Origin of the sequence: Acidovorax sp. Root217, assembly GCF_001428645.1 — a bacterium.
GTDB lineage: Bacteria > Pseudomonadota > Gammaproteobacteria > Burkholderiales > Burkholderiaceae_C > Acidovorax.
This window is the reverse complement of record NZ_LMIH01000018.1, coordinates 162072-176978: the sequence shown is the minus strand read 5'-3', so window position 1 is coordinate 176978 and position 14907 is coordinate 162072. Positions and strand designations below refer to the sequence as shown.

The following is a 14907-nucleotide window of genomic DNA, read 5'->3' as shown; positions in this document are numbered from 1 at the left end:
TGGTAGGTGATCGCCCTGCGCTTGTGTACGATCGATTTGAGGCGGGGACCAAAGATGCGGTCAAAGTGATCAGAGGCCGTGTCACGGTGGTTGGTGATCTAGGTGTTTTGAATGGAAAGAGTATTGCCGACTTGATGCTGATAAAGGAAAAATTGCTAAACGCTGAGATAAAAATCAAGGATTTGCAATTTCTTGTGAATAGGGATGGCGGCGTGGTAATATCTGATCCAATGGGTGTGGAGAGGGGGTATAAGAAGGAGAATATGAAAATGATTGATCTGCTGATTGAAATGACGAGAAATATGGGGAAAAGATGATGGATTCATATTCTGCGGCGCTGCCATCTCAATCGGCTTTGCTATTTAAGAGTTTTTTGGGTAAAAGGCTCTTGTCGATGAGGAGGTACAGTCTTTCGCCCAAGGACGTTGCTGCAGTCGAGGGAAGGATTCCATTTTCCCAGGTTTTTGAAAGGACGGAAGGGCCGCTGGCGCTCACATTCGAAGATGGCCGGGTCCTTGGAATGGCGGGTGACGATAGCCTGAACAGCGTCATTGTTTGGCTTGACAGGGATGAGGCTGGAGATCCTGATTTCCATCCAATGGACGAGGATGTGGATATATTTCCTGTTGATTCTTCAGATCCCATTTTTTCAATAGCATACTGGAATGCTTTTGTCGGGGATTTTTTGCTTGGGTTGTCCATCATCAAGGAAAATCCTGTAAATCCTAGATTGGAGAGTCGGCCATGCGAGGTCGGGTTGTGCTTACATTGGAAAAAAAATGGCAAGTTTGTTGTGGCAGACGGATTGGGCAATGGTTCCTTGAATTTTGGACTCATGTCATGGAACGCAGTGCAGCCCAAGCTGGGCTCTAGGTTTTACGAAATCCATTTGCTGTAGCTTCAGTGGGTAGGCTTTTGCTGAGCCATGGGGGCACCTTTCAATACCCTCAGCTTCCAGCCAACAGCTGAACAGTCGCGCGCTCTGCAGACGCAGATGGCCTGATCCAGCCCTTCATTCGCGCGCTGCAAGCCCACGCAAGATGGTTGCCGGCAGCCCGGGGCGCTTGGATTGCCCTGCCCCGCTTTGGAGGCTGGCGCCTATCGGCTGCGCAGCAGTGCGCTTCGGTTGCCAACGAGTTGTATGCAGAGCTGCAAAAACTGCCCACGCAGCACGCGAAAGCACGGCTGGATCAAGTCGCATCCGCGCCGAAAGTGATGTTTGTTCAGCTGCTGGCGGGAAGTCGGGGTATTGAGAGGTTCCCTATCCGGAGTAGCTCGGCTGGCCGCTTTGTTCACTGCAACGGCGGAGTGTCCAGGGGCGGTGCGATCAGGCCCTGCCAGGTGCCGGCAGGCCCGGTGGGCTGACCAGTGGCGGGGCGGGCGGGGCGCCTTACGCCGCCAGGGGGCGTGCGCTCTGCCAGTCGCTGTGCGACATGCGCAGGGCGTTGGACACGGTGATGTCCAGGCGGCGGGCCCAGGAGTCGAGGTCGTGCCGCTGGGCGGTGTCGTGCCGCTCGTTCCAGCTGAGTTCGGCCACCAGGCGGTCGGGCAGGTCGAGCACCGTGCGGAATGCGCGATCGTTGGCCATGATTGCCCAGTTGAGCAGCACGGCCTGGGCGTCGGTGGAGGCGGATACGCTGGGCGCAAACCTGCAGACGCCGGAGCGGGTGAATTCGAAGAGTGCGGTAATCACGTTGGGAATGCCCCAGTCACTGGGTTGGCCAGGTGTTGTGCGCCCGGGACCTTGGCACCAGCGGGGAGTTGTTCTCCGGGGCCTGCAGTCGCCGGGGGCGAACATGGCTGCCCTTGGCAAAAAATGGCTTGCCAAGGAGCATCGAACGTGATTCAAACGCAAATTTCTGGCGGGCGGTATCCCCCAAAGGTAGGGCTGCGCCAAGGCCGTGGATGCGCAGGCCGTCCCTGCGCATCCGTTCGGTTCAGATGTATTCCAGCCCCACCTGGCTCAGCCCCACCAGGTTGATCTTGCTGGCCGTGAGGTCCGAGCTGGCCACGGCCCAGGTCAGCGATGCGCCGGTGTAGCTGCCTGATTGGAGCAGGCCAGCCAGGTTCTGCACGGTGGCGGCATCGGCCGCAGTGCCGAACAGGTTGGCGTACAGCAGGGCCACCACCTGCTGGGGCGTGGCGGAGGGGCCGGCCACGGCGGCCAGGGCCAGTTCTGCCAGTTGCTGGGGCGTGGCCCCCGATTCGTCCACTGCCTTGATCACGGCACCCACCAGGCCGCGGTTCTTCAGCGCGTCGGAGCCCAGCAGGGTGCTGATGAGGCGCGCGGCGGTGCCGGCGGCGCCGTTCAGGTCCAGCGCCACGGAGTGATCTGCAAAGCGCACGCGCTCGATCTGCTGCAGGGTGTCGATGCCGTCGAGGCCGGTGCCCTTGTCGTTGAGCAGCCAGTTGCCACCCGACAGCGGCTGCAGCGTGTACTGCCCGCGGTTGCCGTGGGCCACCAGCGTATCCACGCCCGCACCGCCGTTGAAGGTCTCGGTGGCGGGCTTGCTGTTGAACAGGTCGGCATCGCCCGTGCCCTGGTTGCCCGTGGGCAGGTTGGGATTGGTGGGCGTAGGTGTTGGTGCGGGCGTGGGCTTGGTGGGGGTGGTTGGGGCCGTGGGCGTTGTCGGTGTTGTGGGCGCAGGGGCGGGTGTTGGGCTCGGCGTTGGAGCGGGTGTGGGTGCCGGTGCCGGGGCGGGGGAAGGTGCCGGGGCCGGTGCGGGCGCTGCATCGAAGGTCAGCGTCGGGCCCTTGGTCGAGTTGAACCCGTAGGTGCCGCCCAGGCCGTCGCGGCCATACAGCCAGTCGAGCGCCAGCAGGTCGTAGCTCTGGAAGGTGGTCTTGTTCGGGCCGGCATGCGTGTACGACATGACGGTGTTGTTGGTGTTGTCCTGCGCCGAGGGCAGGGGGTGCGAGGAGTCGAAGGGGTGCGACAGGCCCAGCGCGTGCCCCACTTCGTGCAGCAGCACCTCGTAGCCCGAGCCGCCGGCCGTGGGGTTGTTGTTGATGCCGGCGTGCTCCACATTGTCCAGGTACACCACGGCCTCGATGTTCAGCGAGGTCAACACCTGGCCTGGGACGGTGTAGCCGTAGCTGTAGCCCGACGATGCCAGGCCTGCAGTGGAGGGGCCTTGCAAGTTGGTGGCGGCAAAGTGCAGGTCGGCCTGCGCGGAAGTGGCCACCTCGGCGAAGGTGATGCCGGTGACGCTGGATGCATATGCCAGGATCTGCTTTGCGGACTGCTTTTGCGCAGCGTTGAAGGCGGTGACCGGGCTACCCGTCTTGGCCGCCTCGCTGCCAGCGCCTGCGTCAAAGGTGTAGTAGATCACCTTGCGGCCGTCGGGCCAGAAGTTCCACACCGGGGTGCCCCCCAGCAAGGCATCGGCCTGCGGGTTGCCGGAAAAACGCATGTTCTGCAGGTCGGAGACGGTAACGGCCATGGTGTGTGTATCTGTTGGCGGTGGATCGGGAGAGCGCCCGGCGCGTGGCCCGAGCGACCGGCGAATCTATCACCGGGGTGGGGCGCGCACTGTGGCGTGAAACCAAATGTCACGACATGGCGCTGCGCGCCGACGGGCGGTATCGGGGAGGCGCTGGACGGCGCACTGCAGGCGCTTCGCCCCCGGTGGGGCTCAGCCGCGCGCGAGATGCCTGGAGAGAAGGGAGAAGGGCGCTATCAGCGCCTTGCGCAGACGAAGATGTGCGAGGCGCTGAAGTCGTTGGCCTGGTAGGCGAGCGCGAGTGGGTAGCGGGCGGCTGCCGTCGTATCCAGCGACACCAGGTACAGCGGGAAGTCGCGGTTGGCGTAGATGCGGTCGCCGCTGCTGCCCAGGCCGTCGAAAGGCACGCTGATGCTGGGCACCGCAATGGCGGGCATGCGGGATGTGTCCACCACCGCCTGGGCGGCTGTGAAGGTGGCGGTGGCGTTGTAGGTGGCGCCCGTGTTGCTGGAGCACACGTAGGCGCCGCTGTAGGCCGCATAGGGATCGCCCGCCACGGGCGGGATGGGGTACTCCGCCAGGGTGGCCACCTGGCGGTAGCGGCCGCTGGCCAGCATCTCCCAGAAGTCGGTGCCATAGCCCACGAAGATGGCGCCACCCAGCTGTGCGCGGGTGTTCCAGTTGCTGACGGCGATGGTCTCGGTCGCCTGGCGGATGGTGCGGTACTCGGGGATCTCGGTGCTCGTGTAGGGCACGAAGCCACGTGTCTCGGACAGCAGGTAGAACTGCCCGTTGTGCAGCAGCACGAAGTACAGCTTGCCCTGGCCCAGAAACCGGGCCTCGGGATTGACGCTGACGGCGAAGTTCAGGGCCTGCGTGGTGCCGCTGATGGTGGTGGCCACCGTGGTGATCTGGCCGAAGGCGGGCGCGGCGACCAAGCCCAGTGCCAGTGCGGCGCCTGCGAGGAGGTTGCGCAAGCTACTCAGGGTACTTCGGGGCAGGGTGGTTGGCATGGCGGTGTCCGGTTTCAGCGCATTCAACGCGGTGGCGTTGAATGCGGTTTACGTGGATACGGACGCGGTGCCGCGGCAGCAGCAGCAGCAGGCTCGCGCAGTGCATTTTGCGCCCCGTCTGGGCCGCGGGGCACGTGGCGGGCGCATACTGTTACGTTGGATACGTGCCCACACCGCCTGCGCGCGGTTGCCGTTGCCATTCCTCAGCCCAGCCGACCGCCACCATGCCCTCAACAACCCCCACCCCTACCCGCCTGCCCACCCCGTTCGAGTCGCTCGCCGGCGTTGCCAAGTTCCTGGGCACCGAAGAGATGAGCCCGGCCTTCCACGCGCGGCATGCGCAGGCCATCGATGGGGCCTGCGCTTTTCTGCAGGAGCTGGTGCGCGAGCACCCGTCGCTGGACATGGCGTTTCGCGCGGCACTGCCGCTGCCAGTGGTGGACGGCGGCCATCTGGTGCTCCAGGCGCTGTCGTCCATCCAGTTCGCCGAACAGAAGCTGCACTGGTTCGACAGCCAGATGAACACCACGCTGCGCGCTCTGGCGCCCGTGGTGCGCGACCCCGCCTTGCCCACCTGGATGGCCGAGTGCCGCTGGGCGGTGGATGGGGCGGCGGTGAATGTGTAGCCTGTGACGGGATCTGCTGGATGGCTCGCTTGCAAACGAAGCACTGAGGCCGCCAGCGTCTTCGCGATGCGGTGATTGCCGCAGGGCACTCCTGCTTGCGTTTGCCGCGCCGTCTCAGCGTTTGGTGCAGACGTAGACAATCTGGCTGCTGTAGGCGTTCGATTGGTAGCCGATCGCCAGGCTGTAAGGCCCCCCGGACGGATTGAGCATGACCAGCTTGAGCGGCAGGCTCGTGCTGCTGTAGGTCCTGTAACCGGGCTGGCTGACGATGGTGCTCAGCGAAAGGTTGTACGAGTACACCGGAATCGTCGTCAGCCGGGTGGTGTCGATCACCGTGTTGCTGGCGGTGAACGTGGCGGTGACGGTGCCCGAGCGGCCATAGTCGTCGTAGCACATATAGGTGCCGTTGTGCACCGCATAGGGGTTGGTGGTCACCGGGGGCGTTGGGGTCGGTGTGGGCGTCGGCGTTGGCGCAGGCGCCGCCGGCAGCGTGGCCACCTGCTTGAACCTGCCGTTGTTGATCATGTCCATCACATCGGTGCCAAAGCCCACGAAGATCGAGGCACCGGCCTGGGCCGTGGTGTTCCAGCCCTGCACGGTGATGGTCTCGGTGGCCTGGGAGATGGTGCGGTATTCCGGCGGTTCTCCACCCGAGTAGGGGACGAAGCCCCGCGTCTCCGACAGCACGTAGATCTGCGAGCCGTGCAGCATTACGAAATACAGCTTGCCGCGGCCCACGTACTGGGCTTCGGGCGTGACGCGGGCAACCAGGGTGTAAGCGCTCGATGGGCCGCTGGCCGTGGCCGATGCGGTGATGTCGGCCCATGCGGGGCTGGCGGCACCCAGGCTGGCGACGATGGCGGTGGCGGCGGCAATTTTCTTGAGCGTGCAGGTAAGGCGCATGTCGGTGATGGATCGAAGTTGAGCCGGCGTGGGATTCTTGGGGTTGTGGTGGCCGGCAGAGGGTGACAAGGAAAACGCGCACGAAGCGCATGTGTCCACATGGACACACTTGTATCCATTGGTTTCTTGATTTCAAAGCAATGGAGCGATCACCACAATCGCCAATATGGGTGATGCCAGCAGGGTTTACCGCCAAACGCCCTGCAGGGCGGGGCGAGGGGCGGGACCGCGGCGCGTGCGCGGACTGCGCTGTTACAAAAACCGCTGCGCCAAGTACGGCGCCGGGTCCACGAACGGCGCCTCGCCGCTGATCAGCTCGGCCACCAGCCGGCCGGTGACGGGCCCCAGGGTGAAGCCCTGGTGCGCGTGGCCGAAGTTGAACCACAGGCCCGCATGGCGCGGCGCGGGGCCGAGCACGGGTTTCATGTCGGCGGTGCAGGGGCGGGCGCCCAGCCAGGGCGTGGCCTCCACCGGCTGGCCCAGGGGCAGCAGTTCGCGCGTGGAGATCTCCGCGCGGCGCAGCTGCACGGGGGTGGCGGGGGCATCCAGCATGGCGAACTCGGCCCCGGTGGTCAGGCGCAGGCCGCGCGCCATGGGGGCCAGCATCACGCCGCGTTCGATGTCCAGCGCGGGCATGGTCAGCGTGGGCCCGCCGGCAAAGTGCCGGTGGTAGCCGCGCTTGCTGAACAGCGGCAGGCGGTAGCCCAGGCGCGAGGTGAGTGCGCCGGCCCAGGGGCCCAGGGCAATGACGGCGTGCTGCGCGCTGATGCTGCCAGAGTCCACCTGCACGGCCCAGCCGCTGCCTTGCTGGCGCAACGTCAGCGCGTCACCCGTGGCCAGCTGCCCGCCGCGCTGCACAAACAGCCGCGCATAGCGCGCCACCAGTTCGCCGGGGTCGCGCACGGTCCACGGGTCTTGCCAGTGCACGGCGCCGGCCAGCGGCATCTGCAGCACCGGCTGCGCGGCGGCCAGGGCGGCCGTGCCGAGCACCTGGCAGGCCAGGTGGTGCGATGCGGCGACGGCGGTGGCCTGCTTTGCCGCAGCGTCGAACGCCGGGCCGCTGCGGTACAGCTGCAGCCAGCCATCCTTGTGCACCAGGTCGCTGGCTCCGGCCTGCTCGATCCAGCCGCGGTGCTCGGTGATGCAGTGCTCGATCAGGCGGCTGTAGGCCTGGGCAATGGGCGCGTAGCGCGCGGGGGCCGATGCGGCCCAGTAGCTGAACAACTGCGGCGCCAGGCGCAGCAGGGCGCCCCAGTGGTAGTGGGCGTCGTTGCTCAAACCGGTGGCCACACGCGCCAGCGTGGCGATGCTGCGCGGAAAGGCGTAGGGCTGCACGGCCTCGCGCTGGATGATGCCGGCATTGCCGTACGAGGTCTCGCGGCCAGGCGCCTGGCGGTCGACGAGGGTCACGGCGTGGCCGCGCTGCTGCAGCGCCAGGGCGGTGCTGACGCCGACGATGCCGGCGCCGAGAACAAGGGTTTCCATGGGGGTGATTATTGCGGCGGCGGACAGGGATGGGCAGGGCCGAACGGTCGGGCTGAAGGCACCGATTGTGCCGGCCCCCAACGCATGCCGAGCCCGGCTGGGGCGCCATTTTTCGACGACTGGATTGCCGGATTGGCAATCCAACTGCACACTGGTGGCGCGGGAGACGAGCGCGCTGCAGGGTGCACGTGGGCGCTGTCCTACAGGGCCCGGGGGCAAGACCGGTTAGGGTTTGGGCAGGGAGCGAGGGCAGCCCTGCGGTGGACCGCCGCTGCTGCCTGCATGGCAAAGCACAAGAACAGAACCCGGGATGCACGCCGGGGTTGGAGGGCGCATATGAGAACAGCTCCGGTGGTGATGAGAGGCCGATGCGCTTGCCGCCGCGTCGAGTACGCGGTGCATGCCCTGGAGCTGGAGGCGGCCGTGTGCTACTGCGAGAGCTGCCGCAGGGCGTCCGGTGGGGCCGGCATGGCGTGGCTGGAGGGCGAGCGTGCCACCTTGCGCACCTACGGGGCCCTGCACACCTGGCAATCTTCCGAGCACGCGGTGCGCCAGCTGTGCCCGCAGTGCGGCAGCCAGCTGTTCCGGCTGGAGGAGGGCCGGCCCGACGTGGTCGAGGTGGCGGTGGGCACGCTCGACGACCCGGGCGCGATCCGCAGCACGCGCAGCGCCTTTGCCAGCCAGCGCCCCCGCTGGGACCTGCGCGAGCCGCTGGGCAGCGACCCGCATGCGCGGGTGCCAGGCTCCCTGGCCCCGGGCCTATCAGGCAGTCCGCACACCTTGCCGACCCGGTCGGCAAGCGACGAGGCACTGCAAAGCATGCTGGTCAGCACGCAGGACGCCTTCATCAGCATCGACCCCGGCGGCTTCATCACCGAGTGGAACCACCAGGCGCAGGCGACGCTGGGCTGGAGCCACGACGAAGCCATGGGGCGCCCGATGCACGAGCTCATCATCCCGCCCGAGCTGCGCAGCGCCCATCTCTATGGCATGGCCCGGCTGCAGCGCACGGGCGAGGGCCCCGTGCTGCGCCGCCGCTTCGAGCTGCAGGCGCTGCACAAGGACGGGCACCGCCTGCCTGTGGAGCTGTCCATCGCCCCGCTGCGCATGGCAGGGGGCATTGGTGCCACCGGGTTCATCCGCGAAGCCAGCCACGGCCACACTGCCGAGCGCCAGCTGCAGGCCAACCAGGCCCTGCTGCAGCGCATGGGCGAGCTGGCGCTGGTGGGCCCCTGGACGGTAGACCTGCACACCAGCGAGGTCCACTGGTCGCCCATGGTGCGAGGCATCCATGGCGTGGACGATGCCTTCGTGCCCACGCTGCCCGGCGTGGTCGGCTTCTACGAGGACGGCGCGCAGGAGCGGCTCATCGCCGCCTTTGAAAAAGGCATCGCCACCGGCGAGAAGTGGGAGATCGAAGCCCCGCTGCGCCGGCCCGATGGCACGCGCGTCTGGGCGCGCGCCATCGGCAACACCGAATACGACGAACTGGGCGCCCCGGTGCGCGTGGTGGGTGCGCTGCAGGACATCACCGACCGCAAGCGGGCCGAGGAGTCGCTGCACATGCTCAGCCAGATCCTGGAGGCCACGCCCGACTTCGTGGTGCAGGCCGACGCCGAAGGGCGCGTGACCTACATGAACCCCGCCGCGCGCAAGGCCCAGGGCTACGGCGACGGCTACGACGTCACGCAGCACCGCTTCACCGACTTCAACACGCCCGAAACCACCCGGCGCTACCGCGACGAGGTCATGCCGTCGGTGATCAAGAGCGGGGTGTGGATGGGCGAAAGCACGGTGCTGGTGGCCGGCCACCCGATTGCGGTGGACCATTCGGTGCTGTCCCACCGCGACGCCGATGGCCGGGTGGTGCGCTACACGGCCGTGATGCGCGACATCTCGGCGCAGCAGCGCTCGCGTGCCGACCTGTTTCGCCAGCAGCGCACCCTGAGTTCGATTGCCGAGGCCATTCCCGACGTGATTGCCGTGGTGGACCGCGAAGGCCGCTACGAGTTCGTCAACTCCGCGTTCGAAAAGCTCGTGGGCCCCACGCGCGCAGAGATCGTGGGCCGGCGCATCGGCGAGGTGGTGCCGCTGGCCGAGCTGCGCGACAGCATGGGCTTCATCGACAAGGCGCTGGCCGGCGAGCCCACCGCCTTCGAGCTGGTGCTGCAGCTGCGCGGGCGCCCGAGGAACATGGCCATCAGCCTGGTGCCCCGCCAGTCCGAGAGCGGCCAGCCCGATGGCTTCATCGCCGTGCTGGACGACGTGACCATCCACCGCCAGCGCGAGTCGCGCCTCATCGGCCTGAGCGAGCGCGATGCGCTCACCGGCCTGGTGAACCGGCAGGGCCTGCAGGCGCACCTGCAGCGCATCCCCCTGGCCGAAGCACACGGCGTGGCCATGCTGTACGTGGACCTGGACCGCTTCAAGCCCGTCAACGACACCTGGGGCCACCCGGTGGGCGACCAACTGCTGCAGGCGGTGGCCGCGCGCTTCATCGCCCTGGTGCGGCCCCTGGACCTGGTGGCGCGCGTGGGCGGCGACGAGTTCGTGGTGGTGCTGGGCGGCATGCCCGGCCAGGCAGCAGCCGAGCAGGTGGCCGACAAGCTGGTGGCCGCCGCCGGCCAGCCCTTTGACCTGGGCGGGCGCAGGGTGCACATCGGCGCCAGCGTCGGCGTGGCCTTTGCGGGCGACGACGGCTGGCGCGGCCTCATGGAGCGTGCAGACGCCTCGCTCTACCGCGCCAAGGCGGCCGGGCGGGGGCGGCGTGCTTGATCCCTGGCACCGGAACCCAGGGTCGCCGCCATTCGCCCTGGCGCGCCTTCGTGTGCCTCTGTGCGACTCTGTGCGCGGCACACCTGCCAGAGCCGTTAGAGTCTGGGGCTTCGTTGAATCATCGGTAAGCCCTACAGGAGTCCCCGCATGCAAGTGGAAAGCCGAGTCACCGTCTCCGTGCCGCCCGAGAAGATATTCGCCATCTACGCGGATGTAGGCAACTGGAAAACCTGGGACCCGGATACCAAGGACTCATCGATTGACGGCCCCTTCCAGACCGGGAGCAAGGGCCGGATCACGCCGCCCAAGGGGATGGCGGTCCCCATGGATTTCATCTCCGTGGTGCCCAACCAATCGTTCACCGTCGAGTCCCGCATTCCCCTCTTTCGCATGCTGTTCGAGCACGAGCTCCACCCCACGGCGGCAGGCACGGAAGTCGTCCACCGAGTGACTTTTTCCGGTGCACTGTCATTCGTGCTCGGCCCCATCGTCGGCAATCCCCTGCGCACCGGGCTTCCTATCACCCTGGCATCGCTCAAACGGCTGGCCGAGAGTGGCCGCGTCGCGGCCTGATGACGATCTGCCTTCGTTCACCCGCTGAACGGGGCACTCGACGGCTGCGCGAGCAACCCATCCCCCGCAGTTTTGGGTAGCATCGACTTTGCCAGGCTCCCCACGAAAGACCACCCATGTCCGCTGAGTCTCACCCCGCCTGCGTGCGGGAGTTTCGCCAGGTCCTGCTGTGGCCCCTGCGCCTGATGCCGGTGCGGGGCTCCGAGGGCCAGCACGCCAAGCCCTGGCAACTGCTGGCGGACATGGGCGAGGAGGCCTCGCCCTGGCGCGAGGTGGTGGACGAATTCACGGGCGACAGCAGCCGTTTTCACGAACGCCACTACAACGAGTTCGTGACCTTTTTGCCCTATGTGCAGCGCTTCCTGTATGGCGAAGGGCGCAGCCGGGAAGGCGCCCGCGCCACCGGCTCGCCGATGCGGGTGTTCCGGCGCAGCGACGTCAGCGCCGTGCGGGCGGTGCTGCGCCCCGGCGATGCGCCGATCACGCTCGACATCGTGCATGTGGACCTGTACTTTTTTCTCGACCTGGACCTGGTGCTGCTCAATGTCGAGGTCAGCGCCCGCGACCTGCAGCTCGCCCAGTCGCAGGAGGTGCTGTACCGCTTCGGCCGTGGCTACCCCGCCGGCTGGGATGCAGAGGGCCATGCCCAGCACTGCCTGTACAGCGCCGAGTGGCTTGACGCCGCCGGGCAGGTGCTGGCCGCGTCCGACGCCAACCAGCGCGACCTCTTCATGGCCCATGTCAGCAGCCACCGCGCCCCGCGCATCTCGGCCCACTGGGCCTGGCTGCTGGAGCCGCTGGTGAGCGACCATTCCGAACGCAGCGGCCCCCTGCGCTACCGCCAGATCGAGTACTACCGCATGCCGCAGCTGGCCTTTCTGGCGCTGGACGACCCGCGCGCGCTCAGCCGCAGCGACTTCATCCGCTTCGGCCTGGTCACGGGGGCGGCCCCGCCCAGCGACGACGACACCTGCCTGCCTTATTCCGAAGAGCACCTGGCCGACTTTGAAAAGCGGTTCTGCTACGACCGCTTCTGGAGCAGCAGCGGCGCCGCCCCCAACACACGCTATCTGTGCAGCGGCCACTCGCTGCTGGTGCTGGGCAATGCCGGCAGCCCGTTCTATGTCTGCCGCGACCGGGGCGTGCTGGCGCAGTTCCGGCACCAGCATTTTTTGCTGTTCTTGATTGCGCATTTCCAGAAGGCGGCGCTGCTGATGTTCTCGGACCGGCTGGCCGAGGCCCTGAAAGACCTGGACATTGCCGACGCCGCCAGCGTGCGCCGCTTCAAGCGCACCATCCGCGACAGCTTTGCCGGTTTTCTGCGCTTCACGCACCGCTACTGGTTCCACGAAGTGTCCGAACAGGCCCAGGTGCGCGCCCTGTTCCGCATGTGTGCCAACCACCTCGGGCTCGACCCGCTGTACACCGAGGTCAAGGAGCGCATCGGCGAGATGAACCAGTACCTGGACGCCGACAGCCTGCGCCGCCAGGCCAACACCGTTGTGCGGCTCACGGTCGTCACCATCTTCGGCCTGATCGGCACCGTGACCACGGGCTTCCTGGGCATGAACCTGCTGGCCGAGGCCGATGCCCCCCTGGGCCGCAAGCTGGGGATCTTCGCCCTCGTGTTCGTGCTGACCACCGCGCTGACCATCTACACCATGGTCAAGTCCAAGCGCCTGTCGGACTTTCTCGACGTGCTCTCGGACGAACGCGCCACAGCCTGGCAGAAATTCAAGGCGCTGGGGCTGGTGTGGCGGCGTGCGGGGGGTTGAGGAGGGCGGGTAAGCGGTACGCCATGGGCCGCAGCCGTTGAACGGCCGGCAGGCAAAGCTGCTCTGGCGAATCTACCCGTTCACCGACAAGGGCCTGGCTGCCGGCAAGCTCGACGCGCTCGGCGATTCCAAGTCCCACAAGAGTGGCCCGGGGTGCCGCGGGCCCTCCTTGGCCCGCCCCTCCACGGCGCGCTCCGCCAGCAGTTGCTCTGGCTGGTTGTGCGGTGCCCGCAGAGTATCCATCGTCGGGCTGGGCGGGCTCGTGGAGGTAAAAGCGGCCACTGCCGTGACTTGAGGTATCTGCGGCAGTTCTGTCAGGGCCAAAGTCGCCCCGTCCACCGCGTCCTGTTCGTCCGACTCCCAGATCAACGGCCCGCCCGGATCGTAGTAATCCATGCGTGTCTCCGACTCGCGCACTGACAGGAGCGACCGGTTCTGGTGAGGCGGAATCCGTGTCATGCCGGTCAACGGATGGGGCAGGGCGGGTGGGGACGTCGTCATCACGGAAAGTGTAGCGGGAATGCCCCTGGCGATCCCCAGTATGGGGCCCGGATCCTCGTTCACCAGATGTGTCGCGCACGGGCCTTCGCGCAGTAGTCCCGTCGCTATTTGCAGACACCGATGCATGACCTGCCGACTGGCCTGATGGCGCCAGAGCGCGCGATGGGCGAAGCAAGACCCGTTGTGTCAGTGCCGCCTGGTCCACGGGGACCAGGGTCACGCCCGCGAATGGCTCGGCACCGCGCACGCCGCCGGCCTGCAGGTGCGCCAGGATGGTGGCCTGGTCGCCGCCGACGACGAGCATGCCGGAGTCCAGGGCCTGGACCTGTGCGTCTATGGGGGCGGTGGCCGGGCCTGGGGCGCTGTTGCAGGTGCGCTTGCGGGAAGTGGGTTTGTTCAGGACGGTAAGTGGCTCGCCGACCTTAACCCATTACAACTACCAATCGAACAAATTTGGATGGGCTCGCGGCGTTGCTCTTTAAATTTGAGACCGCCGGGTCATTCCGCTGACGCCGGCGTACCATATTTCAGGATGCAGGAGGGCTCTTTCTCCATTCGGATTTATAAGACTCCTTCAGCCACAAATTTATATCTTCCCTTCCTTTGACTACATACTCCATAAAAGACATCGTGTTTCCAAGGTCGCCATTCCAGCCGAGAAGGAATAGTATGAATTTGTTGGTGTAAACACTGCCCATGGGCATGATTTTTCGTACTTCGTCAATATGATGATTGTATAGATCAAGGTAATCGCTGCAGCTACCCCCTTCTTGGGATATATCTCTTCCAAGGGCCGCCCCCAGAATCTCTATGGTATTCGTATTGGTCATGATGTTTTCTTGAAAATCAGCTGGGCCTTGAAATAATATTTACATTTTTGGGTAGATTTTTCAGGTCGTCGATATCAATAGAGTCCGATAATTCAATTTCAAAGATTCCATACCCCAGTTTTTCCCTGGATTTTCCGAATGATATGTCTCTTATTGCTGCCTGTGCCCAATCATCCTTCGTGCCATTGTGATTGATTTTTCGATGTTTGTCGAATTCCTTTCGGAAATTTTCAAGATTGCTTCCGGCTAGATTTCCTGGCAATCCAGTTGGAGGTCCCCCTCTTTCTTGTGTGTAGTAAAGGATTATTTTTCTCAACATCGCTTCTGTCACTCCGTGATCATCAATCTTGATATACTCTTTTGATTCCATTTGTGCCGTTTTGCTAATATTTAGGCGAGGGCCATATTTCGTATCTTCTATGTTTGCAAAACTAACATACTCGCCCTCCACGAGCAAAGCAATGTCGTCTTCATAGGGGTTGTCTTTTGACATCCGGACCTTGAGGTCTTCTTCTTTGAACGGGATTGGCCGAGGATTTGTCTCTGTTCCCAGCGGACCTTTCTCCGGTGCTGCACCTGCGTTGTCCACTCCCGCCCCGCGGCTCATCTGGATGGGAAAGTATGGGGCGGAAGGTGCGCTGCCATTGGCCCGCTCAAGACCGTTCTGCGGCGGGGCCGAGGCTGAGCGCTCCAACTGCGCAATGCCAAACGCCAAATCCACCAGGTCCTGCCCATCAAAAGCCTGCGGATTGCCCGTCAGCTTGCCGAGCACGTCCTTCAGCGATGCGCGCACCCGCGCCAGCCAGCCCTGCACCGAGTTGTTCGGCATCAGTGCGGTAGGCTGCACGCCCAACTCCATCGCCACCTGCACGGCATAGGGGAAGAGCTCTTCGCTGCTGTAGCTGGTCTCATCCGCTCGGGCCGGCTGCGAAGCCTGCACGCGCGCCATGGCCTCGTCGTGGACCCGCCGCTCCAGGCTCCCA

At 65.2% G+C, this 14907-nt stretch carries 14 protein-coding genes; 6 read left to right on the top strand and 8 right to left on the bottom strand.

Features of this window, described 5'->3' with window-relative positions; genetic code table 11:
* Both ASE31_RS31795 and ASE31_RS31790 read left to right on the top strand, forming a co-directional pair.
* The coding region (locus tag ASE31_RS31795) for a hypothetical protein (RefSeq protein ID WP_200961133.1) at positions 1 to 317 on the top strand (317 nt) is incomplete at its 5' end.
* The gene (locus ASE31_RS31790) at positions 317 to 898 is read left to right on the top strand and encodes a hypothetical protein (RefSeq protein WP_157412571.1); all 582 of its coding nucleotides are present in this window, start codon (positions 317 to 319) and stop codon (positions 896 to 898) included. The genes ASE31_RS31795 and ASE31_RS31790, both read left to right, overlap by 1 nt.
* 492 nt (positions 899 to 1390) lie before the next feature.
* Here the strand turns inward: ASE31_RS31790 and ASE31_RS19235 are convergent, their stop codons facing one another.
* From ASE31_RS19235 to ASE31_RS19225, 3 genes are all read right to left on the bottom strand, one after another.
* A complete protein-coding gene (locus ASE31_RS19235; protein WP_057203428.1) occupies positions 1391 to 1693 on the bottom strand; it encodes a hypothetical protein in 303 nt (100 codons plus the stop codon).
* A gap of 244 nt (positions 1694 to 1937) precedes the next feature.
* The gene (locus ASE31_RS19230; protein WP_057203427.1) at positions 1938 to 3443 is read right to left on the bottom strand and encodes a M12 family metallo-peptidase; all 1506 of its coding nucleotides are present in this window, start codon (positions 3441 to 3443) and stop codon (positions 1938 to 1940) included.
* Between the two features lie 236 nt (positions 3444 to 3679).
* A complete protein-coding gene (locus ASE31_RS19225; RefSeq protein WP_157412570.1) occupies positions 3680 to 4456 on the bottom strand; it encodes a hypothetical protein in 777 nt (258 codons plus the stop codon).
* A 224-nt stretch (positions 4457 to 4680) separates the two neighbouring features.
* Between ASE31_RS19225 and ASE31_RS19220 the strand changes: the two genes are divergently transcribed.
* Positions 4681 to 5082 carry a hypothetical protein gene (locus tag ASE31_RS19220; RefSeq protein WP_057203425.1) on the top strand — a complete coding sequence of 134 codons (402 nt, stop codon included), beginning with the start codon at positions 4681 to 4683 and terminating at the stop codon, positions 5080 to 5082.
* 114 nt (positions 5083 to 5196) lie between these two features.
* Here the strand turns inward: ASE31_RS19220 and ASE31_RS19215 are convergent, their stop codons facing one another.
* Positions 5197 to 5985: a hypothetical protein gene (locus ASE31_RS19215; protein ID WP_057203424.1), complete on the bottom strand. Its 789-nt coding sequence runs from the start codon at positions 5983 to 5985 to the stop codon at positions 5197 to 5199.
* Between the two features lie 252 nt (positions 5986 to 6237).
* Positions 6238 to 7470 carry an FAD-binding oxidoreductase gene (locus ASE31_RS19210; RefSeq protein WP_057203423.1) on the bottom strand — a complete coding sequence of 411 codons (1233 nt, stop codon included), beginning with the start codon at positions 7468 to 7470 and terminating at the stop codon, positions 6238 to 6240.
* A 336-nt stretch (positions 7471 to 7806) separates the two neighbouring features.
* On the opposite strand from ASE31_RS19210, the gene ASE31_RS19205 reads away from it, so the two are divergent.
* From ASE31_RS19205 to ASE31_RS19195, 3 genes are all read left to right on the top strand, one after another.
* Positions 7807 to 10245, top strand: coding sequence for a PAS domain S-box protein (locus tag ASE31_RS19205; RefSeq protein WP_162261420.1), 2439 nt, complete (start codon positions 7807 to 7809; stop codon positions 10243 to 10245).
* 147 nt (positions 10246 to 10392) lie between these two features.
* The gene (locus ASE31_RS19200; RefSeq protein ID WP_057203421.1) at positions 10393 to 10818 is read left to right on the top strand and encodes an SRPBCC family protein; all 426 of its coding nucleotides are present in this window, start codon (positions 10393 to 10395) and stop codon (positions 10816 to 10818) included.
* 116 nt (positions 10819 to 10934) lie between these two features.
* The gene (locus tag ASE31_RS19195; protein ID WP_057203420.1) at positions 10935 to 12593 is read left to right on the top strand and encodes a hypothetical protein; all 1659 of its coding nucleotides are present in this window, start codon (positions 10935 to 10937) and stop codon (positions 12591 to 12593) included.
* A gap of 72 nt (positions 12594 to 12665) precedes the next feature.
* Here ASE31_RS19195 and ASE31_RS19190 read toward each other — a convergent pair whose 3' ends face one another.
* The 3 genes from ASE31_RS19190 to ASE31_RS32095 form a co-directional block, all read right to left on the bottom strand.
* On the bottom strand, positions 12666 to 12989 hold the full coding sequence (locus tag ASE31_RS19190; RefSeq protein WP_157412569.1) for a hypothetical protein: 324 nt from the start codon (positions 12987 to 12989) through the stop codon (positions 12666 to 12668).
* 632 nt (positions 12990 to 13621) lie between these two features.
* The gene (locus ASE31_RS31785; RefSeq protein WP_157412568.1) at positions 13622 to 13924 is read right to left on the bottom strand and encodes a hypothetical protein; all 303 of its coding nucleotides are present in this window, start codon (positions 13922 to 13924) and stop codon (positions 13622 to 13624) included.
* Between the two features lie 16 nt (positions 13925 to 13940).
* Positions 13941 to 14907: hypothetical protein (locus tag ASE31_RS32095; protein ID WP_235514632.1), on the bottom strand; the 967-nt coding region annotated here is incomplete at its 5' end.

Excerpts from the sequence above, each read along its gene's own strand:
- ASE31_RS31790 (WP_157412571.1), top strand. The coding sequence starts at position 317 with ATGGATTCATATTCTGCGGCGCTGCCATCTCAATCGGCTTTGCTATTT.
- ASE31_RS19230 (WP_057203427.1), bottom strand. The coding sequence starts at position 3,443 with ATGGCCGTTACCGTCTCCGACCTGCAGAACATGCGTTTTTCCGGCAAC.
- ASE31_RS19225 (WP_157412570.1), bottom strand. The coding sequence starts at position 4,456 with ATGCCAACCACCCTGCCCCGAAGTACCCTGAGTAGCTTGCGCAACCTC.
- ASE31_RS19220 (WP_057203425.1), top strand. The coding sequence starts at position 4,681 with ATGCCCTCAACAACCCCCACCCCTACCCGCCTGCCCACCCCGTTCGAG.
- ASE31_RS19215 (WP_057203424.1), bottom strand. The coding sequence starts at position 5,985 with ATGCGCCTTACCTGCACGCTCAAGAAAATTGCCGCCGCCACCGCCATC.
- ASE31_RS19210 (WP_057203423.1), bottom strand. The coding sequence starts at position 7,470 with ATGGAAACCCTTGTTCTCGGCGCCGGCATCGTCGGCGTCAGCACCGCC.
- ASE31_RS19205 (WP_162261420.1), top strand. The coding sequence starts at position 7,807 with ATGAGAACAGCTCCGGTGGTGATGAGAGGCCGATGCGCTTGCCGCCGC.
- ASE31_RS19200 (WP_057203421.1), top strand. The coding sequence starts at position 10,393 with ATGCAAGTGGAAAGCCGAGTCACCGTCTCCGTGCCGCCCGAGAAGATA.
- ASE31_RS19195 (WP_057203420.1), top strand. The coding sequence starts at position 10,935 with ATGTCCGCTGAGTCTCACCCCGCCTGCGTGCGGGAGTTTCGCCAGGTC.
- ASE31_RS19190 (WP_157412569.1), bottom strand. The coding sequence starts at position 12,989 with ATGGATTACTACGATCCGGGCGGGCCGTTGATCTGGGAGTCGGACGAA.
- ASE31_RS31785 (WP_157412568.1), bottom strand. The coding sequence starts at position 13,924 with ATGACCAATACGAATACCATAGAGATTCTGGGGGCGGCCCTTGGAAGA.